This window comes from Chengkuizengella marina, from assembly GCF_009910845.1.
GTDB lineage: Bacteria > Bacillota > Bacilli > Paenibacillales > KCTC-33759 > Chengkuizengella > Chengkuizengella marina.
The window spans coordinates 1-25,911 of the sequence record NZ_SIJB01000004.1 but is presented as its reverse complement, the minus strand read 5'-3'; the positions used below and the strand labels follow the sequence as shown (position 1 = coordinate 25,911).

The following is a 25,911-nucleotide window of genomic DNA, read 5'->3' as shown; positions in this document are numbered from 1 at the left end:
TTCATAAAAAAAGGACATTTTAGTTGTAAAAACTTTCATTAACGCGCGTTTAACGTAATTATAATAACACTATTTAAACATTTCAGTAAGTCATCAAATAATTCCATTAATACTTATAACTCCCAACCTAACCGAGAGATTTCCTACTTCGATTGGTTCAATAAAATCATTTGACAATTGCCATTCATTCCCCTTATTTTTTACACATGAAGGTGTTATTTCAAAAAGAAAAGTATTCAAACACTAAACCTTCGTAATCTGAGTAGACAACATGATTCCCTAACAGGAACCTATGTACAAACCAAGTTGCAATTTCATACTATTTTAGATCAGATTTTCTATGAATATAAAGGTGTATTTGAGTTTGAAGAAATGAATCAAGAAATTGAAAAACAACGTACACAATTATATAAATGTAAACAAATTAGAAAGAGCGCATATTAAAAAAACATCAGTCCCATATTAATGGTCTTTCTAAACCTAACATTCTTAAATATTGCAAAAATTGACCAGCATGAACTGAATCATGATAAGCTATCCTTAAGAGCATATCCCCTAAATATCGCTTATAATTTACATCACTACGATCAATTACTCTAGTGGATAGTTCTTCAGTTGATAGTGACTTTACATAGTCAATAAAATCATCAAAATATGGTATTGATAACTCAACTTCTTTTTGAACAGAAACAATTGGTTCTTGATCATAAGGTCTAGACAGTTCTTCTTTTAATGATCCATTATTTTTTAATATCATATGATACCCATAACTACCACCCCAAACATGGCGGATCATTTCACCAAAAGACATGGCTTTATAATCTGGTTTCCAATCTATCCATTCATTTGGAAGAGCATTCCACAATTTGATAGAACGTCTTCTTGTTTCTAGTAAATTCATGACTGCAAGATCAATCGTATTCATCTAATTTCCTCCCTTTCTTTTATAATCGTATTGTAACGCATCATTATTTAGGGTATCATCGAAATATGAATGCATATCCGAATATCTCATATATTGCTAAACTTATTTCAGAACCAACTAGAGCGATCATTTTAGAGTCATTAATGGGAGGACAAGCACTTCCAGCAGGTGAATTAGCTTATAAGGCAAAGGTATCACATCCTACAATAAGTTCTCATCTATCTAAACTAGTGGAAGGAAATCTATTAAAAGTTGAACAATTTGGAAGACATCGCTATTATAAATTAGCAAATGAACAAGTTGCTGAGATTATTGAAAAGTTAGGAGCCATAGCACCTCCAGTTCAAGTCCGTTCATTAAAGCAATCTGATCATTTAAAACAAATACGTTCAGCTCGAACCTGTTATGATCATCTTGCTGGTGAATTAGGAGTGAGTATCACTGAAGCACTGTTAAATCAAAGTTTAATCATTCTAAAAAATGATCAATATGAAGTTACAACAGAAGGAGAAAAATGGTTTAAAAACCTAGGAATTATGATTCATAATGTGGGTAAAAGTCGTAGAGTTTTTGCAAAGCCCTGTTTAGATTGGAGCGAGAGAAGATACCATATATCAGGATGGTTAGGAGCAGCCATTGCCACTCATTTCATAGAACAAAATTGGATAGTCAAATCAACAACTAATCGATCTGTCCGTCTTACTAAAGAAGGAACAATCAAGTTAAAAGAAACTTTAGATTTGGAATTTTAATTATAATAAATCTAGTTTCAAAAAAAAATGAAGAGCTATTTTATAAGTGTAAATAATAACTTATACAACAATCTCTTCATTTCTATTCATATTAACCAATGGATTGAGTAAGTTTTTCAGTTAAAACATCCTTACTCTGTAACCCGATCATTTTATCAACGACCTCACCATTTTGGAAAACTAACAATGTAGGGATGCTTTGTACTGAATATAACGCAGCTAATTCAGAATTTTCATCCACATTCACTTTACCTATAGTTACTTTCCCTTCGAGCTCTTCAGCTAATTGTTCTACTATAGGTAATTGAATTTTACAAGGACCACACCAAGGAGCCCAAAAATCAACTAAAGTAACTCCCTGTGAAATGGTTTGATCAAAGTTTTCTTTATTTAAAACGACTGCTCCCACTTCTCTCACTCCTTTAAAGTGAATTTATTTTATATTGATATTATATTGAGTATTTCAATTAAATTCTGTAAGATACTTTACATAAATGAACTATCCACTTAATTCTAAATGTTCTTTTGCTAATTCCATTTTAAGATGAATAGATTTCCTTCCTGTACGTATGATTTCTTCATTCACTAAATCTTTTAATAATACACTGACGGATTCTCTTGTTGCCCCAATCATGTTTGCTAACTCTTGATGAGTTAAAGGCAAATCAATTTTATAATAATCTCCATCTTTGATGCCAAACTGTTCTGAAAGTTTAATCAATAAATGTAAAATACGAGTACGAATATCTCCAAAAGCGAGTTTTTCCAGCATTGCATCTCGATCTCTTAAACGATCACTTAAAGCTCTTAAAAATCTTAAAGCCAATTTTGGATGTTTCTCAATAAATTGTTCGAAATGAGTTTTACTTAAAGAACATAATAATGTATCCTCTATTGTTTCTATAAAAACATCCTTTGTACCAAAAGAAAAAGAATCAATTTCTCCAAATACATTTCCTTTACCTAAAATACCTAGAGTAAACTGTTTCCCTTCAGTATTAATTTTATAGAGCCTTAATTTACCTTCCTTAATAAAATACATACCTTCACGATATTTCTCAGGTGTTTGTATAATTGTATTTTTTTTAATGGTGGACATCGGAGCCATTTTATCAAGCTCCATCAAGTCTTCCCTCGGTAATTCATCAAATACACTTATTTGAGATAAATACGATAACTTATCCATCTTTTCCCTCCAAAATGGTTTCAAACTTATTCGGGTCAAACGTGTATATAACTTTTTCATCCCATAGAATAAAAGGTGTGGCAATTCCCCCTAATCGGAGCACTTCATCAAATCTGTCTTGGTCGTGTGTTACGTTAATCAACTCATATTTTATTTTCCTTTTATTAAAAAAGTCGATCACTTCTTCACAGGCAATGCAATGATCACTGATGTAAATCGTTATATTCATCTTTAACACCACCCCTATATTTATTAAACATACCATATTTTATATTTATCTCAAAAATAAGTTCTAATTTAAATATAAAATAGATAACCATTTAAATAAGTTAAGTATTTCACAATGATGGAACATCTCATTCAAACCTTTCATAATATAATCAAACTTCATGCAAAAACCAAAATTTGATAAGGAGTTTTGAAGATGATTCGATTAAAGAACAAAAATGAAATATTATTGATGAGGGAGTCAGGGATCTTATTAGCGGAGTGCCATCAACAAGTTAGTAAATTAATTAAACCTGGTATTTCAACCTTAGAAATAGATGCTTTTGTTGAAAAATATTTGCATGATCACGGAGCCACACCAGAGCAAAAAGGTTTTCAAGGTTATCCATATGCTACTTGTGGTTCAGTAAATGATGTCATTTGTCATGGATTTCCTAATGAAACACCTCTTAAAGAAGGAGATATTGTAACGATTGATTTTGTTGTTAATTTAAATGGATGGTTAGCGGATTCAGCCTGGAGTTATTCAGTGGGCAATATTTCAGAAGATGCACAAAAATTGTTAGATACAACATTAGAAGCACTTCATATAGGTATTGAACAATCTCAAGTAGGAAATCGTGTTGGGGACATATCTCACGCTATTCAAACATTTTCAGAATCAAAAAACTATAGTGTTGTGAAAGAATTTGCGGGACATGGAATTGGTAGAAAAATGCATGAAGATCCATTTATTCCACACTATGGTCCCTCTGGTCAAGGAGCCTATCTAGAGGAAGGCATGGTTATAACTATTGAACCGATGTTAAATATAGGGGATCCATATTGTAAATTAGATGATGATGGATGGACGGCCCGAACAACAGACGGCTCCTTATCCACACAATATGAACATACCTTAGCGATAACAAAAAATGGTCCATTCATTTTAACGGAATTATAAGATTCTCACTATATTGTAATTCTTAAAAATAGAGGAGGATGTTCCTATTCTGGATCAATATTCACATCATTTCCTCTATTTTATATGATTACAATTTTTATTTGCCTGTTTCCACAAATGATGCGATTCTATTTTTAATCGCATCTCTTACTTCTTTAAATTGATTCATAATTTCTTCTTCTGTTCCGGTTGCTTTTGCTGGATCATCAAATCCCCAGTGCCATTTGATCACATCTTTGCTTGAAATGACAGGGCAATGTTCATCTGCATGTCCGCACAATGTGATGACATAATCTGCTCTATTTAATATATCAGGATCAATGACATCCGAACTATTGCTGCTAATGTCAACGCCTGCATCTTTCATTACTTGAACAGCACGTGGATTTAATCCGTGTGCTTCCAAACCAGCACTTTTCACCTCATACTTTTCACTTCCAAGTGCTTTTAAAAACCCATCTGCCATCTGAGATCTGCATGAATTGCCTGTACATAAAAAATATACTAACTTTTTTTCAGCCATTGTTATACTCCTTTAGTTTTTTCTGTATGATATTTTATTTTAAATTATAAATGTTATCAGAATGTAAAACACTCTCACTTGTGTGAGTAATTTCATCTATTTGTTAATGATCTATATTTTTGATGGTGATTGAAGACATAAACTTTGTAATGCTTGTTTCAAGATTATACCTGTGGCAATCGTAAGAAATATTTTCATTTATATCATCTCATTTATTCGTACATGATTATAATACCGATTAAATTTTTTGGCAACATACAACTATAGAAGGTTCTTTTTATTTAATGTAAAGAGATGGTTATTAAAGACTTGTATATTTAATCCAGTCCCCATCTTCAACTCTTATTAAATCTTCAACACTATGATTCCAAATATATACCCACGCTTCTACTTTTTCATTTCGTTCTGTATTCACTATTTTAGATTTTCGTAAATATAAACTTATATCAGGTCTACTTTCTACATACTCTTCAAAAATATCCAAACTTTTTAATACTGCCCAATACTTTTGAGGATTTATATACATTAACTCTCCTACAATTTCATTTTGCCCTTCAATGACAGCAGGGTATTCAGTAACCACATACATCTTTCCTTTTATTGTCCCACTTACCTCTTTTTCCGTATTTCCTTTTAAAAAATGTTCGTATGCACCATACATAGCTTTTTTCATTAATGAACCATACACAAAAATTGGTTTCATTTAAAATTCTCCTCCTAAAAATTAATTCCCAATTGAAAAAAATATAGTTTATCCATCAGTTATGTACTTTTTAACTCAGTCTAAAGTTGTAGGATTAGTTAAATCTATGAGCCGATGTTATAACGACATACATTAGATAAAATTTTATTATAAGCATTGTAAACAGAGAAATTATCAAAAAATAATGACTACATTAAAAAAGTGTGGTTTTATTTGTTAACATCCAGTATAATATAAACAATCCACTAAATGAAACTAAGTTTTATCTAGTGAAACATTTGTTGTTAGAATATAAACAAGAATATTATCTAACTAGTTTATAAGAACATTTGTTTGATTAAATGATCGGATTCATGTATAATTTCTCAATATCTAAAAACGGAAGAAGGCGACTACATGATAGAAAGATTTAAATCAATTAACCCAGTAAGTAAAAGTATTATATTTGGAACTCTTTTTACTCGTGCAGCTACCTTTATGACCATGCCTTTTCTTGCTATTTATTTATCGGAGGTTCATGGTATAAGCCCTGTAATGATAGGACTAATCATAGGAGTTAGTGCATTTACAAGAATTCCTGGTAGTTTCATAGGCGGAAATTTATCGGATCGATACGGACGAGAAAATGTAATGCTCATCTCCATTTTAGTATGGGCCTTTGTATTTTTAGGTTTTGCTTTAGCCACACATGTATTTATGTTTTTTATATTAAACGCACTTAATGGATTATGCAGTTCCTTTTTTGAACCATCCTCAAGGGCATTATTGTCTGATGTGACAAAACAGAAAAATAAACTGCTTGTTTTTAATTTAAGATATGCTGCGATTAACGTTGGTGCAGCATTGGGACCACTAGTAGGATTGTTAATAGGAAGCTCTAAATCCACCATACCCTTTGTCATCACTGCGATCGTATATTTCTTGTATGCAATCTCCTTATTATATATTTTACCAAAACATAGAGACTTAAATAAAAAAGTAGAAATAGAAAGAAAAGAAAAAGTAACAATGATGAAAGCTTTAAAAACATTACGACAAGACCTAGTCTTTCTAGTGGCAGTTATTGCCTTCATATTTGGAGTTATGGGTTATTCTCAATTTGGATCCACCATGCCACAATTTTTTAAAAATGCTACTTATTTTGAAAATGGAGTAGCCTTATATACTTCTCTCATTGTTTTAAATGCGATTACAGTGCTGGTTGTCCAATATCCAGTTACTCGTATAGGTAAAAAGTTCTCACCGCTTATTTCAATCATGTTAGGCGCACTGACAACTTCTATCGGATTGTTTGGAGTAGGACTATTTGAGTCTATCTATTTGATCGGATTATCAATGATCATCTTTACGATTGGTGAAGTAATGATGTTTACGATGTTAGACCTGTTTGTTGATCAAATTGCTGATCCTTCTATGAAGGGAACATATTTTGGAGCGATGGGATTCAGCTCACTTGGTAGCTCAGTAGGACCTTTAATAGGTGGAGTATTATTAGGAGCATTTGGTTATGAGTCACCAGAAATTGTATTTGGTATCTTGGCCTTAATTAGTGCTGTTGGGTTTCCTCTATTTTTATATGTAAATATGCTCATGAAAAAAACAAAGCGAAATTTAAATTATTCATTGTAAAATTTGATCGGGGATACCCGATCTTTTCTTTTTTTCACCTAAAACATGTTATGATAAATCTAAGTATATTACTCATGAACCAAGGGTGATTTGAATGTTTTTTTATTTTATTGTATTATTTATCATTGCTTTATTTTTAGTCATCATCAACCCAAAGAATGAGTCTAATCGTTGGGCATCAGCCTTTTTGTTATTTGCCAGTTTAGGTGGCCTAGCAGATACGATAAGATCTTTGGTTTTTCCCTCACTCGTAATAGGTAATTCATCTAACCTTTATATTTTCCTGAATGTTTTTCAATATATTTTAGATTTTATTAATCAAACATTAACACCATATGGCGTACTTATTTTTTCAATTGTTTACTCTGAAGTTTTTAATAAAAAGTGGCGTTCTATTTTTAAGGTTGTTCTTTTACTTCCCGTTGTAATGACGTTATTTACGATTTCAGACTTCCCTATACTGAAGCTAAATCAATTATTGTTATTGTACTGGGTTGCACCTTATTATATCATTTCATGTTTTTTATTAACCTTCACATTTATAAATGAAAATCATCCATTAAAGAGCAAAAATAAATTCATCACTTTTATCATCATAGTACCTACAATATTGTCAATTCTTTTCTTTATAAACATCATGAGAGTGTATGATCCTAATTTTTATTTTTTTCCATATGTTAGTGTTTTTATTATATTTTCATTAGTCACTGCTCTTTTTTTCAGTTTCCGTTATGGAGTGCTAGGTATGAAAGTGAGCATTGAGAAAGATCACTTAAATACAACTATAAAATCTGTAAGTTCCGGTACAGCTATTTTAAATCATACGTTAAAAAATGAAATAGGAAAAATCACATTAACTACGAGAAACTTAAAAAAATCATTAAAAGAAACCAACCAAGATATCGATACTTATTTTAACATCATTAATAGAGCATCAAATCATATGCAGGAAATGGTTGACCGCATCCAAGATCAAATGAAGGACATACAATTTAAAGAAACAGAGAATTCTATGGAAGAATTAATCGTAGAGTGTTTAGAGAATTTAAAGTCGGATTTAGAAAAAAAAGAGATCAAAATAAATGTATCACTCATCAAAAGTATCCATTTTTTTTGTGATCGAACACATATCAAAGAAGTATTTAACAATATTTTGAAAAATGCCATAGAATCCATGCCTATAGGCGGGGCATTAACTGTAGTCAGCTACAAGACCAGAAAACACATTGTTGTCTCTATAAAGGATAACGGTAAGGGCATTTCTAGTGAAAATTTAAAATATGTATTAGATCCGTTCTTCACTACAAAAAATAAAAGACATAATTATGGGCTAGGTTTATCATACTGTTATAATGTCATGCAGCAGTGTGGTGGTTCAATTGAACTACAAAGTGAAGAAAATATGGGGACAGAAGTTAAGCTGATGTTTCCAGATAAGATGATCGTTTGAAAATGAGAATGGAGTTTTTGGATATGAATAAAATTAAAATATTATTAGTTGAGGACGATATAGATTGGCTGCAAATGATCTCAGAATTTTTAAACCATGAAAAAGATTTTCAAGTGACTGGTAAAGCAACATCACATTATGAAGCTTTGCAGCTTGTAACTAATACTGAATTTGACATTGTTTTATTAGATATTAACTTAACTAAAAATCAATTAGACGGGATTTATACAGCTGTTGAGATCTCTGAGTCAAATCCAGATGCTAAAATCATCATGCTCACTTCATTAAATGACGAGGAAATTATAAAAAAAGCATTTACAGCAGGGGCAATTAATTATGTAGCAAAACCAGACTTTGAACAACTCCCACATGTCATACGTTTTGCCTTTTCTCATTCACATCCAATGGAAGTATTCAAACTAGAATTCCATCGTTTAAAAAGAGAAGAACAACTTCAAAAACTAACACCTGCAGAAAAAGAAGTGTTTCAACATATAGAAAAAGGCATGACACAAACGGAAATAGGAAAAAAATTATATAAATCAGAGAGTACATTAAAGAATCAAGTGAATAAAATTTTAAAAAAACTAGGTGTAAAAAGCAGTAAGGAAGCCGTAAAAAAAGTGAAAAGAAAGGGATTATAATGTGCGCAACCAAATGTCATCCAAAAACTCCCTTCTTAGTATGTTAAGAAGGGAGTTATTTTTAATTTTAAATCACTATCTGTACTCCTGAATCAACTCAACATCATCAAATACTGCCCAATTATTTCCTGGGGAATTTGACCAAATTCCAATTTCGATTTCCCCATTAATTACTTGAATGTCTTCAATAAGATATTGAGTCCAAGTTCCTACAGGTTCAGAACCAATAACGGCTTGCAACTCTTCCCCACCATATCCTTTAGCAAATAAATGAAGTTCGTTTTGACCTCCACCTGATTTGACCCAAACCGATGCTTTATAGGTGCCATTCGGTACATTTAAAATTTGACTCGTTAATTGTTGATAATCTGCAGGTGACCAATGAACTAATTTATAATTTCCGTTTAATGGATCGTCATTATCTATACTATGGGCTAACTGCTGATTGTCTGGGTGCCACTCATTCCAGTTGAATAAATCACCTGTTTCAAATCCACTGTCATTGATTAAATTTTGCTGAGTGAATGGTTGAAACTGAATCCAATCAATATTTGCAATTCCATTTCCACCTTTGAATATAACATATAAATCATTGATTCCGATTGCAGTAGATAGATCCCCATTAACTAGCTCATACGATTGCCAACCACCTGTATTATTGACATTGACTTCGCTAATTAACGTTCCAGTTAAACTCCCAATTCTTAATTCTAATATTCCACCTGCAGATGCAGAAGCTACTCTTGTATCAACACTTATGGCTCCATTACCAAAGTCCACATTTTCAAACATAATGAAATCTTCATGATCCGTCCAACCCACATTTACAACATTGCCATTTGTTTCAGTTTCAATTCCTCTCATTGCATTAAAATCTTCTGCTTCAATTTTATCAAAGGCATTGATCTTGCTGACATCGTAACTACCTTCCCAAACAAATGTCGCTACAGCACCAACAGGAAGCGTATATTCAAAACCTTTACTTCCAGCCTTTACTTTAAATGTTTGTTCATTATCTGAATTATTATGTGCAAGTAAAACTTTTGATCCATCGGGATTTTTAAAAGCTACTGTCTCTATTCTTTCGTCATAATTAGATTCTATTCTTACAGCACCTGGTTCTACAAATTTACTAACATGACCTAGTACATAATACTCAACATTTTTGGTGACTTCTCCTGAATTTGAATCTATTGTAACGACACCACGACAATCCGTACAACCACCATTCATGGGTCCAAAGTTTTCATCTAAAGCGAGATTCCATAACAGAACGGATTTTGACCAATTTCGTATAGATCCAATCACTACATTGGACATATTCCATTTCATATTCACATCAAAATCAGTATCCCACTCACCGCCAGAACATTCCGTAAACCAAATTCCTTTGTCAGGGTGAGCATTGTATACTTCTGATTGCTTATCTGGCGTTCCACCATAACAATGAAATGCACTACCATCTACATAATCCTTCGCAACTGGATCATCTAGTACTTGAATTGGATACTCATATTCATTCCAGTTGTGATCCCAGCTTAATATTTTTGTCTCCAAATTTTGTGCTTCAAATGTTGGACCTAAATTATTTTTAATAAAATGGATTTGCTCTTGAGCACTCATATACATGCTTGGATAACCACTTGTTTCATGATGCGGTTCATTTTGTACTGTTATCGCGTAAATTGGTAAACCTTCATTCTCATAACTCTGTACATATTTGGCTAAGTATTCAGCATAAACTTGGTAATATTCAGGGTTTAATGTTCCTCCGTTTAGCTGCTCATTATTCTTCATCCATGCTGGTGCACTCCAAGGAGTACCTAAGATTTTCACTTGTGGATTGATCCCTTTAATGTCCTGCAGCACAGGGATTACATTAACCTGTTCTTGGAAAATTGAAAATTGATCTAAATTTAAATCCGTTTGACCTTGTGACATATCATCATAAGTATAAGAAGATAATGAAAAATCTGAAGCTCCAATCGTATGGCGAACAAAACTGAAATTCACACCATCTTTTCCGAATAAATCATTTAAAAGCTCATATTGTTTAGCTGAATCTAATTGATTAATTAAATACGCAGCTGAACCAGAAACTGCTGCTCCAAAACCATCCATTTCTTGATATTTTATATTTTCATCGACTTGAATATTTATTGGATTAAAGGTTGTATCTGTTTCAAAAAACACATCTGCTTGCTGTTCTAATAGTTTTTGCTCATCCACGGTTGTCACCCATACTTGTACTCTATTATTGTTAGCGTTTGCAAAACTGAGATTCATATTGCTAAAAGTAAGCATCAAAACTAATGATAACGTCATGAATAAATATAAACTTCTCCCCTTAAATTTCCCCATACTAGTCCTCTCCCCTTTTCATAGTAGCTGATAAATGTAATCGTTTTAAAAGAGTAAATATAGTACATAGTAACACTTATTGGTATCGTTTTCAATGTAAACATTTGCATATTCCAAAAAAGCAGTCAACATTGCCATGTTGCTGCTTAATTCAATTATATAAACTTAAAAAAATCATTCATGCATGGCTACAATATTTTTGACATGCTGATATCTGTAGCTTCGAAATCCATTTTTTCATATAGTTGTATTGCACGTTTATTATGAGCAAAAACATGAAGTGAGATCTTTTTTATACCCTTATCTTTTGCTAGCATATCTAACGCTAAAAGTGAGGACTTTCCAAACCCTTTTCCTTGATACTCTTCATATATAAAAAAGTCATAAATAAATGCTTCTTTCTGTAAATTTTTATCATCATAAAAATACCATAACCATCCTATCGTTTGTTCTTCATCTACAATAGAAAGTAAATAGTGCAAATTTGTATTTAATCCTTGAGGTAGTAAACGCTCAAAAGCCTCTTTTGATTTATTCATTGCTTCCTCTTTAAGCCATGTACCCGCTCTGACTTTTTCATTCGCAAAATGATTGATACTATGTGAGATAAATTTTTCATAATCAACTGCGGACATAGATATTAATTCAATTGTCATGTTTAATTTCCCCTTTTTAAAAAGTTGTGAATGTCATTTTCATTAGTGAATATATTTTTTTATGATATTTTCTATGACCCTAGATTGTATTGTAATCTATTATTTTTTTAAAAAAAATTATCACTTCCTTTTAAAAAGTTACCCATTCGATGAAATGAATGTTTATAAGCTTCTTTGTTATAATATTTTGAGTAAGGATCTGCGAAACCATGATTTGCTTTATAAGTACGTAATTCAATTTGTTCGCTTTCATTTTGAATGAGCTTATTGTAAAGATCACTTACATGGAATGATTTTTCTGTTTCAGGCAAAAATAGCAAGGTTGGCATTTGTGGTTTTATGTTCAAATATTCTCTAATACGAGAGCCGTAATAACAAACTACTCGATCACACAAGTGATTTTCACTACATAACCAGGCAATTGTCCCCCCACACTATAACCAACTAAATAAATTTTATCATATATTAATGAAGATTCACTGATTAAACCTTTCACTTTAGCAGTACTTCTTTCAAAACCAATATTCATTTTAAAGTTTTGGTAGGCTTCAATTTCTTCGTCATAATTGTAAACTTTTCCACAGTTAAGCAGGTTGGGACAAATGACATCAAACCCTAACTCTTCAATTAAATTGGCTGTATCTTGAATATGTTTATTTATTCCGTATATTTCATGAAGTAAAATAACCACTTCAATTGAATTTGAATAACGAGTATACATGTGAAAATCTCCTATTTCAAGTACTATAATATTTAGAACTAACCAAAATCAAAACGTCAAGCTATACTTAGAACAGTAAGGAGCTAATTACAATGAATAAAACATCCATTTTACTCTTTGACGGTGTTTGCAATTTATGTAACGGTGTTGTTCAATTTATTCTTCCAAGAGTAAGAGGAAACATCAAATTTGCTTCATTGCAATCTAATATTGGGCAAAAGTTACTTAAACAATATAACTTAAACACAAAAGAAATTAGTACCATTGTCCTTATTCAAGGCAACAAAACATATACCAAATCATCTGCAGCGTTACGCTTGTGTTTACTATTAAAAAACTTATGGCCCATCCTCTTTGCTTTCATCATTATACCAAAATCAATAAGAGATGTTGTGTATGATTGGATTGCAAAAAATAGATATCGATGGTTTGGCAAGAGTGAGCAGTGTTTGATTCCAAGTAAGGAAAATAGAGAAAAATTTTTAGAATAGTTGCTTAAGGGGTGAAATTAATGAGTCGAAAAATTGTAATCCCTGGCGGATCTGGTTTTTTAGGAACTTCATTAGCAAATTATTTAGTTAAGCAAGGGTATGAAGTTGTTATTTTAACTAGACAGCCTTCAAAAACTAATAGTCATATTAAATATGTTCATTGGGATGGTCAAACTCTAGAGGATTGGCAAAAAGAAATTGAAGGAAGTTACGCAATTATTAATTTAGCAGGAAAAAGTGTGGATTGTATTTATACTAAAAAAAATAAAGAAAGTATATTATCTTCTAGAATTAACTCAGTAAAAATCTTGCATAAAAGCATAGAAAAATGCAGTAATCCACCCAATGTGTTTATACAAGCTGCTTCTTTAGCTATTTATGGAGATACGATAGAAGAATGTGATGAAAGAGGAGCTCATGGTACAGGATTTTCAGTTGAGGTTTGCGAAAAATGGGAAGAGACTTTTTTTGAAATTAATCATGAAAAAACTCGGCAGATTTGTTTTCGTATTGGATTCGCTCTAGGAAAAGGTGGAGGTGCATTAGAACCTCTCATTAAGTTAACGAAATTAAATCTAGGAGGTACCATAGGTTCTGGTAAACAATATATAAGCTGGATTCATATTGATGATTTAAATGAAATGTTCTTACATGCTATTGAAAGTAATCAATATTGTGGAGTATATAATGTTACTGGACCTAATCCTGTCACAAATAAAGAATTTATGAAAACCTTACGAAAAGGATTAGGGAAAGGATGGTCTCCAACTGTTCCAGCTCCAATGGTGAAATTTGGTTCATTTTTTGTATTGAAAACAGCTCCTGAACTTGCACTAACTGGTCGGAAGTGTATTCCTAAACGATTTTTGAACAACGGATTTTCTTTTAAACACGACAATCTAGAAAAAGCTTTAAAACAAATTATCTATGAATAATCCTAGCTTAGGGATTAAGGAGTATAAAACATGAAGACACGTTACGTCTTTCTTATAGGATTATTATTAATTACTATATCTATTAATCCAATATTTTTAATGCTTCGAGAAATGTATATCGATAACGACATAAATCGTACTTATGTTATTAAACATGCTGACAACGTCCAAGGGTTTCCTACAATTATTCAAACGAATGAATTAATTATTAATAATCATCACATTAAGTTAATAGAAGAAAATACAGGGCGATTAGCTCCGTTAACACCTTGGGATATAGATGAACATGTTGAAGCAGGTGAAATAATAAAATTACAAATTGAACTCAATGGGAAGTTAATCACTGATTCGTCTGAAATATGGTTATCCAATCGAAACCGGGGTAGTCGATATTTCTCTTGGATTGATATTTTAACAGTCAAAAATCTAAAATCAAATGAAATTAAAACTGCAATTGTACAAAGGTTAACGGATAATAATGAAAAAATGGAGGATAGACAATGGCGTATTATTCATGTTAATGAAAAAGGGGAGTGGCGTGAAGAAGTATTTGGATACCAAGATCGCTCTGAATACAAATTAGGAGTAAAATTAGTTAACTTTTCAAATACAGCTCTTATGTCCATGGGTTACTACTCTGACATTTTAAAAGGTTGGCCTACTATATTTTTTCCAATCATTTATCCTTGGATTTCTTCTGCAGTTGGTATCCTTTTGATTTTTATGTCTATGTTAATGAATATTTCTAGAAAATACTTGTATAAATAAACCCTTAAGGGGTTGGTTATTCATTTTATGGAGAGACTCTTAAATCAATCTGATTACTTCACTAAACAGCTAAGCAGTTTGAGCTGGATAATGGAAATGAGGGGAGAATATGTTAAAAAGAAAAGCCAAGACCTTCTTGATCACATCTATACTGTCTGTTTTGTTTATAGTAATGCATACTCTACTAACTCTTGGAAACGATTTTCTAGAGATTTTATGTAATTAGTATTTATACCGTATCTATACTTTTATTTTACGGGATTCCTGTTTCAATCTTATCTGATTATGTGACAAAAAGATTCAGTGGTCTTAAACGGCTTTTGTCAGGGTTGTTTATCCATTTATTATTTGCTTGGGGTTTTATTACGATTATTTTTGGACTAGGACATAGCTTTAATAGTTTAGGTTTGTACAAGGCTTTTTACTTCTTGTCTGGTTTTTATTCCATTCTTTTTTGGGTTGTGGATGAAGTGTTAAGAAGAAAATCCAATAAACATCAGAAATAGATTCACAAAAATTATTTTTTCTGACTGAACACCTGAGGAAGTCGCAATTTCTTTCAATCACCCTTATACATTTCAAGAAATTAAAATGATCAAACTTTTTATGTTTGATCAATCTTTTTTCAAAAACTGGGATTGTTATTAAACTAATACACTTCTTCTACCAACTTTGGCACTTATCATCGATCAAACCCTAATCAAAATACATATACTGGAAAACTTCCAAATAATAATATTCTAAAGGACAGCAATACATCTGCTGTCCTATATCATTTTTATTCAATTTATACTAAATCTATTAATAAGAACCTTGCATCTGAATTTGCTTGAATCACAACTGATGTCTCGTCTGTCATACGAGCTGAGTCACGTTTCGATAAATGAATGTTATCATTTAATGTTACGTCTCCTTCAATGACAAAGAGGAACATTTTTCTGCCAGCTTCCTGTGTATGTGTCAATTCCTTACCAGTATTCAAGTCAGACATGTAAATTGTTACATCTTGATTGATGTAAGCCACATTCTCAGAAGCTTGACTAGAAACTACAGGAAGTAAATTGTTTTTCATTTTTGAAGGTTCATAAGTTGTTTTTTGATATTCTGGTTCTACACCTTTTTTATTTGGCAAAAACCATAACTGAAAGAAGTTTACTTCTTGTGTTGAAGAAGGATTGAATTCAGAGTGATAGATCCCAGTTCCCGCACTCATTCTTTGAATACCACCAAAAGTAGTGACTGCTGAATTTCCTTCACTGTCTTCATGTTTCAACTCCCCGTCCAATACGATCGAAACGATTTCCATTTCTTCATGAGGGTGTTTGCCAAAACCTTGAGAAGGACGTACGAAATCATCATTAAATACTCTTAATGAACCAAATTGCAAGTTATCTGGATCATAAAAATCTGCAAATGAAAAACTAAAATTTGATTGTAACCAACCATGGTCTCGAGAAAATCTAGATTCCTTAGGATAAACTTTGATCATTAGAAGTCACCCTCTTCGTTTTTTTGAAAAAGTAATGGTCAAGAGAATACTTCCCTGAACCAATGAATGCTATACCTATTACTGTTGCTAAAAGAACTAATGGATATTCTATTCCACCTTGAGTTGCCCATAAACCACCAGGAGCATGTACTTTAACAATAGCACCTAACATAATGACTAAAATCATTGCGGAAGCAAGAGGTGTTATAAAACCTAATACTAGAAGAATTCCACCGACCAATTCACCTGCTCCAGCAATAAAAGCCATTAAAGTTCCTGGCGATAATCCGATAGATTCAAAAAAACCTCCAGTGCCTTGTAAACCAGCCCCCCCAAAGAAACCAAATAATTTTTGTGAACCATGGCCAATGAATAACAGGCCAACTACTAAACGAATGATTAATAATCCAATCCCAATTCTATTTTCTCTCATAAATATTTTCTCCCTTCAAATTTATCTCGAATTCGAGATATTTTTTTAATAAATAACATTCCATCTTCCCATTGGACTTTTTCCCCTTCAAAAGTAATAGAACTTAATTCAAAGTAATCTTCATTTTAATAGATAATTGTATATTTTTATTCTATGTGTTTTGCATAAATTCCTAATTTTTTTAACAAATAAATGGCTTGTTTTTTTTCCTCATCTGATAAACCATTAACGATTTCATCAATTTTACTTTCATGTTTTGGAAAAATCTCATCAAAGAGCTTCTTTCCATTTTCACTTATGATCGCATAAATAATTCTTCTATCATTTGGATTTGGATTTCTAGTTAAATATCCTTTTTCTTCCAATTTATCAACGACATAAGTTATACTTCCACTCGCAATTAATATTTTCTCACCAATTTTTTGTAGAGGCTGTTCGCCTTTGTGATACAAAAGGTCTAGTACAGCAAACTCTGTTGGATTTAATCCATAACTTTGTATATCCTGATGCGTTAAATCACTTATTGTTCTAGTCGCACGGGATAAAACTATAAAAAGTTTTAAAGATAATTTACGATCATGTTCCATTCTAAATCATACCTTTCAATTATCTCGAACTAAAGATAATTATATACAAAAGCTATATAAATTATATGATCACAACCTCCTTTTAACTATATATATTAATTTAAAAAAAATATTAAACTAATCACTACTAAGTTTAGAATACATTAACTAACTTACTTTTGTCAACTTACTTTTTAAAAACAACTTATAAACTATATACCATCTTTTCTGATGATCAAAATTATTACCCTTAATTTCCGTTTTTAGATGAGATTGGTTGCGTTTGCATTCCTTACTATATCACGTATTTTTCCAATATTTTAGATGTTTTTATTCTTTCCATTTAGCGTTATAATATTCATGGGAAATATAAAAATCATATTTTTTATAGATTTTTTTAGGGGTTAATTTTTTGAACCAAATTTCCATAGCTTTACAAAAAATCTACTAAAAAGGAGAATGGAAATGTTTAAAAAAGTAGGAACTTTAGCCGTAACAGGTGCTGTATCTTTATCATTAATGATGGGAAGTGTTAATGCAGAGCCATTACAACCTATCCCTCACATGGACTGGATGAAGGATAAAGAAATCATTCAGGGATATAAAGATGGAAATCTTGGGTTAAACAAGAAAGTATCTCTTGCAGAAGCAGTCACTTTATTCTCAAGAGTTCAGGGTGCTAGTGATTTGGAGGCAGACCCTAAAATCAAACATTGGGCTTCAGCGTCTTTAAAGTGGGCGTTAGATGAAGGCATCGTTACAGATGTAAAAAACCCTAACAAAAAATTAAGCAGTTCTGAACTTATTGCTTTAGGAAATTCTGCTGGATTAGAGCTAGAATTAGATGAAAGCAATACAGTCACTCGTGAAGTATTTTTTGATGCTTTAGGTGAAGCAGCAACTGTACAAATTACGATTGGTCACACAAATGACGTTCATGGTCATATTGAGGAAGATGGTTATAACAAAGAATTTGGTTATGCAAAAATGGCTACACTTATTAATGAGTGGAGAGAAGAAAGTGAAAACTTCTTATTAATTGATGCTGGAGATACATTCCAAGGTACAATCTTTGTTAACCAAACCGAAGGTGAATCTATTCTTCCAATATTGAATCAATTAGATTATGAAACGATGGCAGCAGGAAATCATGAATTTGATTTTGGTTTTGAACAACTATTAAACTTAGCCGGACAATTAGAATATCCTGTTATTTCTTCAAATGTATTTACGGATGATGGATCTGAATTACTTGATCCTGTTTACTATACTGAAATTGGTGGAAAGAAATTTGCATTTATCGGTTTTGTTACTGAAGATACACCAATTGTCACTCATCCAGATAATGTTGAAGGACTAACGTTTAAATCGCCTGTTGAAGTTGCAAAAGAAATGGTACCACAATTAAAAGAAGAAGTAGATCATGTTATTGCAGTTTCCCATGTGGGTCTAGAGGTAGACAAAGAAATTGCTGAAGCAGTTGACGGTATCGACCTAATCATTGGTGGACATTCACATACACCTCTTAAAACTCCTGAAGTTGTGAATGGGACATATATCGTGCAAGATTGGGAGTATGGAAAATCTTTAGGTAGAGCTGATTTATATTATTATAACGATGAACTTGTTGCTTTTAGCGGCGGGTTAAAAGAATATGATGAAACAGTTGAAGCAGATCCAGAAATTGAACAGATGGTTACAGAAATTTCTGAGGAAATCAAAGAAATTATGAATGTTGTGATTACAAATTCAGAAGTAGATTTAGATGGAGATCGAGCTTTAGTAAGAGCTGGTGAAACAAACATCGGTAACTTAATCACAGATATTTTAGTTGAAAAAACACAATCCATTGCTGGTTACGAAGCGGATGTTGCAATTATGAATGCTGGGGGAATTCGTACTCAGTTATCAGCTGGAGAAATTACTAAATTAGATTTAAATACACTTCTTCCTTTCCCTAACACATTAGCTGTATTAGATGTTACAGGTGAAGAGCTTGTTGCTGCTTTAGAACACGGTGTAAGTGCGGTTGAAGATCAAAAAGGACAATTCCCACAAATCAGTGGTATGTCATTCACTTATGATTCAAGTAAACCTGCTGGCGAACGTGTAATAAATATAAAAGTAGCCGGAGAAGATATTGATGTAACAAAAACGTACAAGCTTGCTACAAATGATTTTCTTGCAGTAGGTGGAGACGGATATGCAATGTTTGAAGATAATGATTCTTTCAACACAGGATTAACGATTTACTCTGTAGTTGAAGAATACTTTATGGCTCAAGACAGCATTAATCCACAAGTTGAAGGACGTATAGTAGATACAAGCAAAACTGAATAATCACTTGTGAGATAAGAATACAAAAGTGGATGAAGGGTATACTACGATATATCCTTTATCCGCTTTTTTGCGTTAAATTTTAGGACTTAGACATCACCGTAATAAAACTTCTGTATTATAATGAAAAGTCACTTGTCCATTTTGATTATATAAATGAAAAACATCTCGTAATTGTTCCATAATAGTTTCGTAGTTACTTTCTCCTGGGACTGGTGAATAAGAAGACGATAAAAGTCTGCCCTTTAATTGTTCAAAATTAAATACCTGATAATTTGAACAGGTGAATGTTTTATGCCCTCTGTTATTGAAAAAAGAATTCAATTCTCGATGTCCTATATTTTGATGATTCACTTCATTGTAATCATTTGCATATTTTTTCAAAATGCGTTCGTACGCTATTGAAAATTCACTTTCCTCTGTTAAACGATTATTCCAAATTAAAACTACTTTTCCGTTCGGTTTTAATATTCTTTTAAATTCTTCTTTCGTTTTTTGCAAATCAAACCAATGGAAAGCTTGAGCTGAAACAATAAAATCAACAGAATCATCAGGTAAAGTTGTGAATTCTGCTGATCCATTGATAGAGAAATAATTATCGTAATTTTCTAAAGCGTTCTCGGCTGACTCTCTCATCTCTTGATTAGGTTCAATAGAAAATACTTTTGATCCTCTATATAATAAAAGATTGGAAAAAATCCCTGTTCCCGAACCAACATCTGCTATTTTTGAAATTTGCTTCAATCCTAGTTCATTATACAAAAAATCTATTACTTTTTTGGGATAACTAGGGCGATATTTTACATAATTCTCAACTCTGTTTGAAAATCTTTTTACTTGATCACTCCATTTTTTCATTTAAAATTACCATATGAATATGATCTTCCCATTTTCCATTGATTTTCAAATATTTCTTAGCTAAACCTTCTGATTCAAAACCTAGTTTCTCAACTACTTTTAATGATGCTCCATTTCTAGGCATAATATTTGCTTCAATCCGATGTAATTGTAATTCGTCAAAAGCGTACTCGATCACTCTGTTAATAGCTTCTGTTATATAACCTTGATTTATTTCTTTATGGCTCAATTGATAACCTAAATGACATGATTGAAAAACACCCCGAACGATATTATTTAATGAAATTGAACCTATAATTTCCTCTTTTTCATCTTCTTTTTTAAAGATCCATACTTTCAACATAGATCCATCATTCATTTTTTTGATGTCCTCATTCAGTTTCTGAGCTTGAAACTGTACAGCAAAAAATTCTTCATTTACTAGAGGACTCCATGGAGTTAAGAAATCTTTGTTTTTATTTATGTACTCTACTACTTTTTCAGCATAGGATTCATCTATTACTTTTAAAATTAGTCTATTCGTAGTAAATTTCTTTTGGTAGTCATACATATTGATTAAACCTCCTTTTTTAGGGTTTATCATAGTACTACAATACCTACTCTTATGTCAACAATTTTCTATGTACCTTGACTCATCATTAATAGAGACGTTTAGTATAACTCTCATGAAGTGATTCTTCTATTATTTTAGGAGTCATACTGCTTTTATTCACATGAGCAGCCATCATATGTGGGATAGAAGGCAGATTCTCTTTATCAATCCATGTTTTCTGATCCCATAACTGAGACCTGATCAAAGATTTAGCACAATGCACAAAACATTCTTCTATTTCAATTCCAATCCCTATCAACGGAACTCGTTCATTTACTGCCATGTGTTTCAGTATCTCTTGATCTTTAATCACACACGCCTTCCCATTAATTCTTAGTGTTTCCTTTAATCCAGGTATTAAAAATATTAGCCCAACGTGTTGATTTGATAAGATATTCTTGATGGAATCTATTCTTTTGTTCCCTTGCCGTTCAGGTAAAACAATATGTTTGTCATCTAAGATATGAATAAAACCAGGGGCATCACCACGTGGAGAAACATCACATATTCCATTTATATCTGAAGTCGATAATAAAGCAAAAGGAGATAAGCTTAAATAATGACGACAATGTGAATCAAGTTTAGAAATCACCTTTTTTATTGCTCTTTCACTAGGGTATCCTATCATTTCTCTTAACTCTTCTTCCGAGGCTACAATGTCTTTGAATACTTCTAAATGATCCATTGTTCACTTCCATTCTTTATATATGTTTATTCCATATCAGTAACAATTTCCAATATATTTTCACTTAATGTTTGGATCTCATTTTGTACTTTGGTAGACTGTTTATTTAATTGCAGTATAATATCAGAAACTTGTCTGGATATTTTCATTACATTATTTAATGAATTATTAATTTTTGATTGTACAATCCAGTCAAATATGAGCCCATCAAAAAAATAATCAGCAAACTTCTCAAACGAATGAATTTGTAAATTTAAATGATGATCCATTTTTACATCCAATAACTCATTTTTAAAAAGCCGAAGAGATTTTTGTACTTGATGAGCATACTGATTCGCTTTATCAATCTTAGAGTGTTTAGCTGCTGTAGAAATTAATCCGCCACCAATCATATCATAAGTACCCCAATTTTTAGCACTTCTAAGCGCTTCAATCATAGTATTCAAATTATTTTTTGCATTATTTCCCGCATGAATGGCTTCCTCTAATTCTCTGAGATCTTCTTGAAGTTCAGATTTTGCCTCAGTTAAGTGAATAAGCTTTTTTGTATTTTCATCTTCAGATTGAAGTATCAATTGTTTTTTTAATTTTAATATACTCTCATATTCTGCTTCTACATCTTTATAATTTCTTAATAACTTTTGTAGTTCTATTTTTTCTTGTTTTACATCTGAAACAGTTTCATAAGATTCATCATATTTTAGCTTCGCAGCTAAATATTCTTCTTTTTCCTTCTGCAGCTTTTTATCTTTTGTTCCCAATACTGTATAAAATAAAGAAGTTAAACTAAAGGATTCTAGTTTACTGACGTCCTGCTCTTCATTTTCTAATATCTTTTTATACTTTTTTAATTTACTATGTTCATCTTGCAACGTAAGTTCAAGTTGATCTAATTTTAATTTAAGTTTTCTTCTTTTTCGAAGTCGTTCTTTTGTTTGAACAATCTGTTTATTGATTTGCTTATACATAAATCTACCTCCAATAGATGAAAAAAACACCTAATGAATAGTTACCTATTTTTAGATGTTCAATAATGATTAGATTGTTAATTTTACGGTCAAAAACAAAAAAAGTTTCATTTGATAAATGTTACTTTTCTGTTTTACTTTGTTTCCACAAACGATACATCTCAAGTGTATCTTTTAGATGTTGTGCCTCATCATCAGTTAACTTTACATATTCACCATTAAAATAAATTTTATTATCCAAATTTCCTTTTGTTTTGGTTTCTCCTGTGAGAAGCCAATCAATGGAAACCTCATATAAGTCTGCTAATTTTTGTAGTATTTCATTATCTGGTTCAGATTTATCGTTCTCATACTTTGAGATTGTTGTAAAATCGATGCCTAATAGTTCTGCTACTTGGCTTTGAATCAATTGTTTATTTTTACGTGCTTTTTTTAATCTAGCACCGAAAGTCATGAATAAATCACCTCTGACATTAAGTATAAAGGAATTGTACTAACTTCAAAATAAAATTGAAAAAAATTCAAATAAACACTTGATTTTGAATTAATTTCAAGTTACACTTTGTTTATAGAAATTTTTTCAATATAAGGAGTCATTATGGAATATTTATTTTATTTGTGGATACTTGTATTATTATTTTTTATTGTTGCCATCATAATTGAAATAAGAGTTACTTCAAAAAACAAAAAATCTCCTTTTCATAAAAAAAAGAAAACTAATGATCATGATGATTTTTGAGTGTTTCTTTTAACTCAAAATATGCATCGGCTAACCAAGGATGCACAACCTTTAGTGAATTTCTTTGATCCCACAAATATGTAATATATGAAAATGCATCATGTTCTAGTGATTTCTCCATTTGAGTTAAAAGATGCTGAATATACGGTGGTGTTCCTGTTTGATCCCATTCAATTTTATGAGCAACAAAGAGTACTTTATCTAAAGTTGTGGAATTAGCACATAACGTGGTATGACAGCCAATAGCATTCAAAAAATGAAGTTTATCTAAGTTGCTTTTCTAAGGAATATAAATCATCTTCTATATGTACCATCTTTTCATTTATTAACATTCTTGCATCACTAATGGCTTGATTATATATGTATGGACCTAGCTCTTTCATAATAAAATCAAGAAAATTTTCTGCAGCTAGATTCCCTATCTCCTCAGACCGTTCCATCGAAAAATAGTGTTGTATGTTTGATATCATTTGATCCTTTTGTTCCTTTGGCAACTTTGTTGGTTTCATAATCCCACTCCTTTGATTTATTCTGTTCAATGTCTTCATTCATTCTAAGCTAGTATCATATAAATATACTTTAGCATCATTTATCATTTGAAAAACATTTAACCTTCATTTACTCTATTAAGCCATTCTTCCACAAATGAGTTGAATAATTTATTTTGTTCTATTTGTAAATTGTGACCAGCACGATCTAATACGACAAAACTACCTCTTGGGTAATTTTCCATTAAATGAAATGCATCTCGGTATCCAGTAAAAGAATCTTGCTTTCCCAACAAAATTAAAACAGGTTTTTCGTAAGATTCAACCAAATGATCTACTTCAAATGAAAATCCATATCCTTCATCTTTTAGTTTTTCAATAAACTCTGTATTTGCTAGGTGAACTCCTGCTAAAATTTCATTCTTAAATCTTTCAAAATGATATGTATCTTGCACTACAGCTAAAGTTTGAAACTCTTCAAAGTATTTATTCGTTTTAAACTCCTCAATGAATTTCTTATTTTTGTATATCACTTTATGTTCTGGTAAATTTCTTTTGTCTTTGTCAGGAATAATCAGTGGACAGATCAGCATCATTCCATCTATCATCGTTGTTCTCTCTTTCAAAACACCTCTGGATATGTAACCACCATAAGATTGACCAACTATTAGAAAATTTTGATTAGGTATAACCTTATCAATGAACTCTAGTACAATCTCTAACATCTGATCTGAATTTTTAATCCAGTCCTTTGCTTCTGTTTGCCCCATACCTGGAAAATCTAAATAAATTCTTTGATAATCATTAGAATGATCTTTAAAAATAGGTTCCATACATCCTTTCATGACTTGTGAGTCTAATGAATATCCGTGAAGCATAATGATTGGTTTTCCTGTTCCGTAAACTTCATAATGAACTGATATATCATTTAAGTGACACTTCATTATTCAACCACCTTTTTTTGGTATTATGCTTAAAAGAGAAGTTAAGATGTCATATAATCTTCAATCCTATTCAACTACTTCTTATCCAATTTAAAGATTGCCTCATTTTTTTTCTTTTATTTAATTTATAAATTCCACCTATCTGATGCTTAGAAGATAGTTCTTTGAATTCTGATACTCTGTTGGAGGTTTCATTTCTATTATTTTATCATAATTTAAATAAGTTACTTTTGCTGATGTTTCTGGTGAAGTTGATCAATCAATTCATAAATAGCTGTAGGCTTCATATCCCAAATATGATAAATAAAACAAAAGATGAAATAATGCCTCACTAGAGATATCAACAATGAAATTAAAATTAATTTGAATATACTGGGATTACTTCTGCATTTTCATTTTCAATAACAAAATAAAAAAATCCATAAGGGTTTGATATTAACTGTTCCTGATCATCTTTATCCCCTTCTATTCTAATTTTTTTTATAGATTTATCATAAACTTTTCCTGCTCTTTTAATAAATGATATTTTTTAAATGTAATTAACACATACATACACCTCTCACATATTTAATGTTATATAATATAACATTAAATATGAAAAGATAGACTTTTAATATGATCTAGTAAAAATAAAGCTTATATTATCCTAAATTTAAAAGGCGTCCAAACGAGTTGGACGCCAATTAACTAATCTAATTAACTTAAGGTTCAATCCCCCAGACTAATTGACTATGATGATAAAGTGTCACTCGATCCCAATTCGTAAACTGTGTTTTACTAGCATCAAAAGAGTAATCATTTGTTTCATCATAATTGCTCCAGTCTGTTTTATTATTTCGAGTTTGAATCTCTCCGCTTTGTCCACCCGCGGATATGATCCCTGCTCCTGCTGTAAAG

At 31.4% G+C, this 25,911-nt stretch carries 27 protein-coding genes and 4 pseudogenes; 10 read left to right on the top strand and 21 right to left on the bottom strand.

Annotated features, from left to right (window positions below):
* Positions 1-237: 237 nt before the first annotated feature.
* Positions 238-360, top strand: a pseudogene (locus ERL59_RS20945) (IS110 family transposase); the annotation flags it as partial.
* A 91-nt stretch (positions 361-451) separates the two neighbouring features.
* On the opposite strand, the gene ERL59_RS00850 reads toward ERL59_RS20945, so the two are convergent.
* The gene (locus ERL59_RS00850) at positions 452-925 is read right to left on the bottom strand and encodes a DinB family protein (RefSeq protein ID WP_160643544.1); all 474 of its coding nucleotides are present in this window, start codon (positions 923-925) and stop codon (positions 452-454) included.
* 65 nt (positions 926-990) lie between these two features.
* On the opposite strand from ERL59_RS00850, the gene ERL59_RS00845 reads away from it, so the two are divergent.
* Entirely contained in the window at positions 991-1,677 is a 687-nt protein-coding gene (locus ERL59_RS00845) for an ArsR/SmtB family transcription factor (RefSeq protein WP_160643542.1), read from the top strand.
* Positions 1,678-1,768: 91 nt separating this feature from the next.
* Here ERL59_RS00845 and trxA read toward each other — a convergent pair whose 3' ends face one another.
* From trxA to ERL59_RS00830, 3 genes are all read right to left on the bottom strand, one after another.
* Complete coding sequence (gene trxA / locus ERL59_RS00840; protein WP_160643540.1) at positions 1,769-2,086, bottom strand: thioredoxin; 318 nt, start codon at positions 2,084-2,086, stop codon at positions 1,769-1,771.
* Positions 2,087-2,176: 90 nt separating this feature from the next.
* A complete protein-coding gene (locus tag ERL59_RS00835; protein ID WP_160643538.1) occupies positions 2,177-2,863 on the bottom strand; it encodes a Crp/Fnr family transcriptional regulator in 687 nt (228 codons plus the stop codon).
* On the bottom strand, positions 2,856-3,092 hold the full coding sequence (locus ERL59_RS00830; RefSeq protein WP_160643536.1) for a glutaredoxin family protein: 237 nt from the start codon (positions 3,090-3,092) through the stop codon (positions 2,856-2,858). Before ERL59_RS00830 ends, ERL59_RS00835 begins: the two co-directional genes overlap by 8 nt.
* Before the next feature lie 195 nt (positions 3,093-3,287).
* On the opposite strand from ERL59_RS00830, the gene map reads away from it, so the two are divergent.
* On the top strand, positions 3,288-4,034 hold the full coding sequence (gene map, locus ERL59_RS00825) for a type I methionyl aminopeptidase (RefSeq protein ID WP_160643534.1): 747 nt from the start codon (positions 3,288-3,290) through the stop codon (positions 4,032-4,034).
* Positions 4,035-4,131: 97 nt separating this feature from the next.
* Here the strand turns inward: map and arsC are convergent, their stop codons facing one another.
* Positions 4,132-4,557: an arsenate reductase (thioredoxin) gene (arsC, locus tag ERL59_RS00820; RefSeq protein ID WP_160643532.1), complete on the bottom strand. Its 426-nt coding sequence runs from the start codon at positions 4,555-4,557 to the stop codon at positions 4,132-4,134.
* Between the two features lie 301 nt (positions 4,558-4,858).
* Entirely contained in the window at positions 4,859-5,260 is a 402-nt protein-coding gene (locus tag ERL59_RS00815) for a gamma-glutamylcyclotransferase family protein (RefSeq protein WP_160643530.1), read from the bottom strand.
* A 396-nt stretch (positions 5,261-5,656) separates the two neighbouring features.
* Between ERL59_RS00815 and ERL59_RS00810 the strand changes: the two genes are divergently transcribed.
* The 3 genes from ERL59_RS00810 (at position 5,657) to ERL59_RS00800 (ending at position 8,983) form a co-directional block, all read left to right on the top strand.
* Entirely contained in the window at positions 5,657-6,889 is a 1,233-nt protein-coding gene (locus ERL59_RS00810; RefSeq protein ID WP_160643528.1) for an MDR family MFS transporter, read from the top strand.
* A 94-nt stretch (positions 6,890-6,983) separates the two neighbouring features.
* Positions 6,984-8,339, top strand: coding sequence for a sensor histidine kinase (locus ERL59_RS00805; RefSeq protein WP_160643526.1), 1,356 nt, complete (start codon positions 6,984-6,986; stop codon positions 8,337-8,339).
* Positions 8,340-8,362: 23 nt separating this feature from the next.
* The gene (locus ERL59_RS00800) at positions 8,363-8,983 is read left to right on the top strand and encodes a response regulator transcription factor (protein WP_160643524.1); all 621 of its coding nucleotides are present in this window, start codon (positions 8,363-8,365) and stop codon (positions 8,981-8,983) included.
* A 75-nt stretch (positions 8,984-9,058) separates the two neighbouring features.
* On the opposite strand, the gene ERL59_RS00795 is transcribed toward ERL59_RS00800, so the two are convergent.
* The 3 genes and pseudogenes from ERL59_RS00795 to ERL59_RS20940 all read right to left on the bottom strand — a co-directional run bounded on the left by ERL59_RS00795 (position 9,059) and on the right by ERL59_RS20940 (position 12,721).
* Complete coding sequence (locus ERL59_RS00795; RefSeq protein ID WP_160643522.1) at positions 9,059-11,344, bottom strand: carbohydrate-binding protein; 2,286 nt, start codon at positions 11,342-11,344, stop codon at positions 9,059-9,061.
* A 188-nt stretch (positions 11,345-11,532) separates the two neighbouring features.
* Positions 11,533-12,000, bottom strand: a complete 468-nt coding sequence (locus ERL59_RS00790; RefSeq protein ID WP_235929751.1) for a GNAT family N-acetyltransferase — start codon at positions 11,998-12,000, stop codon at positions 11,533-11,535.
* A 107-nt stretch (positions 12,001-12,107) separates the two neighbouring features.
* A pseudogene (locus ERL59_RS20940) lies at positions 12,108-12,721 on the bottom strand (dienelactone hydrolase family protein).
* A 92-nt stretch (positions 12,722-12,813) separates the two neighbouring features.
* Here ERL59_RS20940 and ERL59_RS00775 point away from each other — a divergent pair.
* The 3 genes from ERL59_RS00775 to ERL59_RS00765 are packed head-to-tail and all read left to right on the top strand — an operon-like array spanning position 12,814 to position 14,915.
* The gene (locus tag ERL59_RS00775; RefSeq protein WP_160643516.1) at positions 12,814-13,212 is read left to right on the top strand and encodes a thiol-disulfide oxidoreductase DCC family protein; all 399 of its coding nucleotides are present in this window, start codon (positions 12,814-12,816) and stop codon (positions 13,210-13,212) included.
* 20 nt (positions 13,213-13,232) lie between these two features.
* Positions 13,233-14,147: a TIGR01777 family oxidoreductase gene (locus ERL59_RS00770; RefSeq protein ID WP_160643514.1), complete on the top strand. Its 915-nt coding sequence runs from the start codon at positions 13,233-13,235 to the stop codon at positions 14,145-14,147.
* 30 nt (positions 14,148-14,177) lie between these two features.
* Entirely contained in the window at positions 14,178-14,915 is a 738-nt protein-coding gene (locus ERL59_RS00765; RefSeq protein ID WP_160643512.1) for a hypothetical protein, read from the top strand.
* Between the two features lie 787 nt (positions 14,916-15,702).
* On the opposite strand, the gene ERL59_RS00760 is transcribed toward ERL59_RS00765, so the two are convergent.
* The 3 genes from ERL59_RS00760 to ERL59_RS00750 all read right to left on the bottom strand — a co-directional run bounded on the left by ERL59_RS00760 (position 15,703) and on the right by ERL59_RS00750 (position 17,424).
* Positions 15,703-16,404 (bottom strand): pirin family protein, encoded by a 702-nt coding sequence (locus ERL59_RS00760; protein WP_160643510.1) that lies wholly within the window; start codon positions 16,402-16,404, stop codon positions 15,703-15,705.
* A complete protein-coding gene (locus ERL59_RS00755) occupies positions 16,385-16,837 on the bottom strand; it encodes a DoxX family protein (RefSeq protein WP_160643508.1) in 453 nt (150 codons plus the stop codon). The genes ERL59_RS00760 and ERL59_RS00755 overlap by 20 nt, the downstream gene beginning before the upstream one ends.
* A gap of 146 nt (positions 16,838-16,983) precedes the next feature.
* Entirely contained in the window at positions 16,984-17,424 is a 441-nt protein-coding gene (locus ERL59_RS00750) for a MarR family winged helix-turn-helix transcriptional regulator (protein WP_160643506.1), read from the bottom strand.
* Positions 17,425-17,862: 438 nt separating this feature from the next.
* Here ERL59_RS00750 and ERL59_RS00745 point away from each other — a divergent pair, with 438 nt between their 5' ends.
* Complete coding sequence (locus ERL59_RS00745; RefSeq protein ID WP_407925662.1) at positions 17,863-19,743, top strand: bifunctional metallophosphatase/5'-nucleotidase; 1,881 nt, start codon at positions 17,863-17,865, stop codon at positions 19,741-19,743.
* Between the two features lie 93 nt (positions 19,744-19,836).
* Here ERL59_RS00745 and ERL59_RS00740 read toward each other — a convergent pair whose 3' ends face one another.
* From ERL59_RS00740 to ERL59_RS00700, 9 genes and pseudogenes are all read right to left on the bottom strand, one after another.
* On the bottom strand, positions 19,837-20,598 hold the full coding sequence (locus ERL59_RS00740; protein ID WP_201763437.1) for a class I SAM-dependent methyltransferase: 762 nt from the start codon (positions 20,596-20,598) through the stop codon (positions 19,837-19,839).
* A complete protein-coding gene (locus ERL59_RS00735) occupies positions 20,582-21,148 on the bottom strand; it encodes a GNAT family N-acetyltransferase (protein WP_160643502.1) in 567 nt (188 codons plus the stop codon). Before ERL59_RS00735 ends, ERL59_RS00740 begins: the two co-directional genes overlap by 17 nt.
* 88 nt (positions 21,149-21,236) lie before the next feature.
* Positions 21,237-21,875 carry a pyridoxamine 5'-phosphate oxidase family protein gene (locus tag ERL59_RS00730; protein ID WP_160643500.1) on the bottom strand — a complete coding sequence of 213 codons (639 nt, stop codon included), beginning with the start codon at positions 21,873-21,875 and terminating at the stop codon, positions 21,237-21,239.
* 26 nt (positions 21,876-21,901) lie between these two features.
* Entirely contained in the window at positions 21,902-22,843 is a 942-nt protein-coding gene (locus ERL59_RS00725; RefSeq protein ID WP_160643498.1) for a hypothetical protein, read from the bottom strand.
* A 121-nt stretch (positions 22,844-22,964) separates the two neighbouring features.
* Positions 22,965-23,297 carry a helix-turn-helix domain-containing protein gene (locus ERL59_RS00720; protein WP_160643496.1) on the bottom strand — a complete coding sequence of 111 codons (333 nt, stop codon included), beginning with the start codon at positions 23,295-23,297 and terminating at the stop codon, positions 22,965-22,967.
* 262 nt (positions 23,298-23,559) lie between these two features.
* Positions 23,560-23,835, bottom strand: a pseudogene (locus tag ERL59_RS00715) (HAD family hydrolase); the annotation flags it as partial.
* A 10-nt stretch (positions 23,836-23,845) separates the two neighbouring features.
* Positions 23,846-24,091, bottom strand: coding sequence for a DUF2164 domain-containing protein (locus ERL59_RS00710; protein ID WP_160643491.1), 246 nt, complete (start codon positions 24,089-24,091; stop codon positions 23,846-23,848).
* 98 nt (positions 24,092-24,189) lie between these two features.
* Positions 24,190-25,014: an alpha/beta fold hydrolase gene (locus ERL59_RS00705; protein WP_160643488.1), complete on the bottom strand. Its 825-nt coding sequence runs from the start codon at positions 25,012-25,014 to the stop codon at positions 24,190-24,192.
* A 701-nt stretch (positions 25,015-25,715) separates the two neighbouring features.
* A pseudogene (locus ERL59_RS00700) lies at positions 25,716-25,911 on the bottom strand (cellulase family glycosylhydrolase); the annotation flags it as partial.

Bases quoted from the DNA above. Each gene is read 5' to 3' on its own strand.
- ERL59_RS00850 (WP_160643544.1), bottom strand. From the start codon at position 925: ATGAATACGATTGATCTTGCAGTCATGAATTTACTAGAAACAAGAAGA.
- ERL59_RS00750 (WP_160643506.1), bottom strand. From the start codon at position 17,424: ATGGAACATGATCGTAAATTATCTTTAAAACTTTTTATAGTTTTATCC.
- ERL59_RS00805 (WP_160643526.1), top strand. From the start codon at position 6,984: ATGTTTTTTTATTTTATTGTATTATTTATCATTGCTTTATTTTTAGTC.
- ERL59_RS00775 (WP_160643516.1), top strand. From the start codon at position 12,814: ATGAATAAAACATCCATTTTACTCTTTGACGGTGTTTGCAATTTATGT.
- ERL59_RS00790 (WP_235929751.1), bottom strand. From the start codon at position 12,000: ATGACAATTGAATTAATATCTATGTCCGCAGTTGATTATGAAAAATTT.
- ERL59_RS00745 (WP_407925662.1), top strand. From the start codon at position 17,863: ATGGAAATGTTTAAAAAAGTAGGAACTTTAGCCGTAACAGGTGCTGTA.
- ERL59_RS00815 (WP_160643530.1), bottom strand. From the start codon at position 5,260: ATGAAACCAATTTTTGTGTATGGTTCATTAATGAAAAAAGCTATGTAT.
- ERL59_RS00795 (WP_160643522.1), bottom strand. From the start codon at position 11,344: ATGGGGAAATTTAAGGGGAGAAGTTTATATTTATTCATGACGTTATCA.
- ERL59_RS00845 (WP_160643542.1), top strand. From the start codon at position 991: ATGAATGCATATCCGAATATCTCATATATTGCTAAACTTATTTCAGAA.
- ERL59_RS00725 (WP_160643498.1), bottom strand. From the start codon at position 22,843: ATGTATAAGCAAATCAATAAACAGATTGTTCAAACAAAAGAACGACTT.
- ERL59_RS00720 (WP_160643496.1), bottom strand. From the start codon at position 23,297: ATGACTTTCGGTGCTAGATTAAAAAAAGCACGTAAAAATAAACAATTG.
- ERL59_RS00810 (WP_160643528.1), top strand. From the start codon at position 5,657: ATGATAGAAAGATTTAAATCAATTAACCCAGTAAGTAAAAGTATTATA.
- ERL59_RS00710 (WP_160643491.1), bottom strand. From the start codon at position 24,091: ATGAAACCAACAAAGTTGCCAAAGGAACAAAAGGATCAAATGATATCA.
- ERL59_RS00735 (WP_160643502.1), bottom strand. From the start codon at position 21,148: ATGTATGACTACCAAAAGAAATTTACTACGAATAGACTAATTTTAAAA.
- ERL59_RS00705 (WP_160643488.1), bottom strand. From the start codon at position 25,014: ATGAAGTGTCACTTAAATGATATATCAGTTCATTATGAAGTTTACGGA.
- arsC (WP_160643532.1), bottom strand. From the start codon at position 4,557: ATGGCTGAAAAAAAGTTAGTATATTTTTTATGTACAGGCAATTCATGC.
- ERL59_RS00740 (WP_201763437.1), bottom strand. From the start codon at position 20,598: ATGAAAAAATGGAGTGATCAAGTAAAAAGATTTTCAAACAGAGTTGAG.
- ERL59_RS00835 (WP_160643538.1), bottom strand. From the start codon at position 2,863: ATGGATAAGTTATCGTATTTATCTCAAATAAGTGTATTTGATGAATTA.
- ERL59_RS00755 (WP_160643508.1), bottom strand. From the start codon at position 16,837: ATGAGAGAAAATAGAATTGGGATTGGATTATTAATCATTCGTTTAGTA.
- map (WP_160643534.1), top strand. From the start codon at position 3,288: ATGATTCGATTAAAGAACAAAAATGAAATATTATTGATGAGGGAGTCA.
- ERL59_RS00760 (WP_160643510.1), bottom strand. From the start codon at position 16,404: ATGATCAAAGTTTATCCTAAGGAATCTAGATTTTCTCGAGACCATGGT.
- ERL59_RS00765 (WP_160643512.1), top strand. From the start codon at position 14,178: ATGAAGACACGTTACGTCTTTCTTATAGGATTATTATTAATTACTATA.
- ERL59_RS00830 (WP_160643536.1), bottom strand. From the start codon at position 3,092: ATGAATATAACGATTTACATCAGTGATCATTGCATTGCCTGTGAAGAA.
- ERL59_RS00730 (WP_160643500.1), bottom strand. From the start codon at position 21,875: ATGGATCATTTAGAAGTATTCAAAGACATTGTAGCCTCGGAAGAAGAG.
- ERL59_RS00800 (WP_160643524.1), top strand. From the start codon at position 8,363: ATGAATAAAATTAAAATATTATTAGTTGAGGACGATATAGATTGGCTG.
- ERL59_RS00770 (WP_160643514.1), top strand. From the start codon at position 13,233: ATGAGTCGAAAAATTGTAATCCCTGGCGGATCTGGTTTTTTAGGAACT.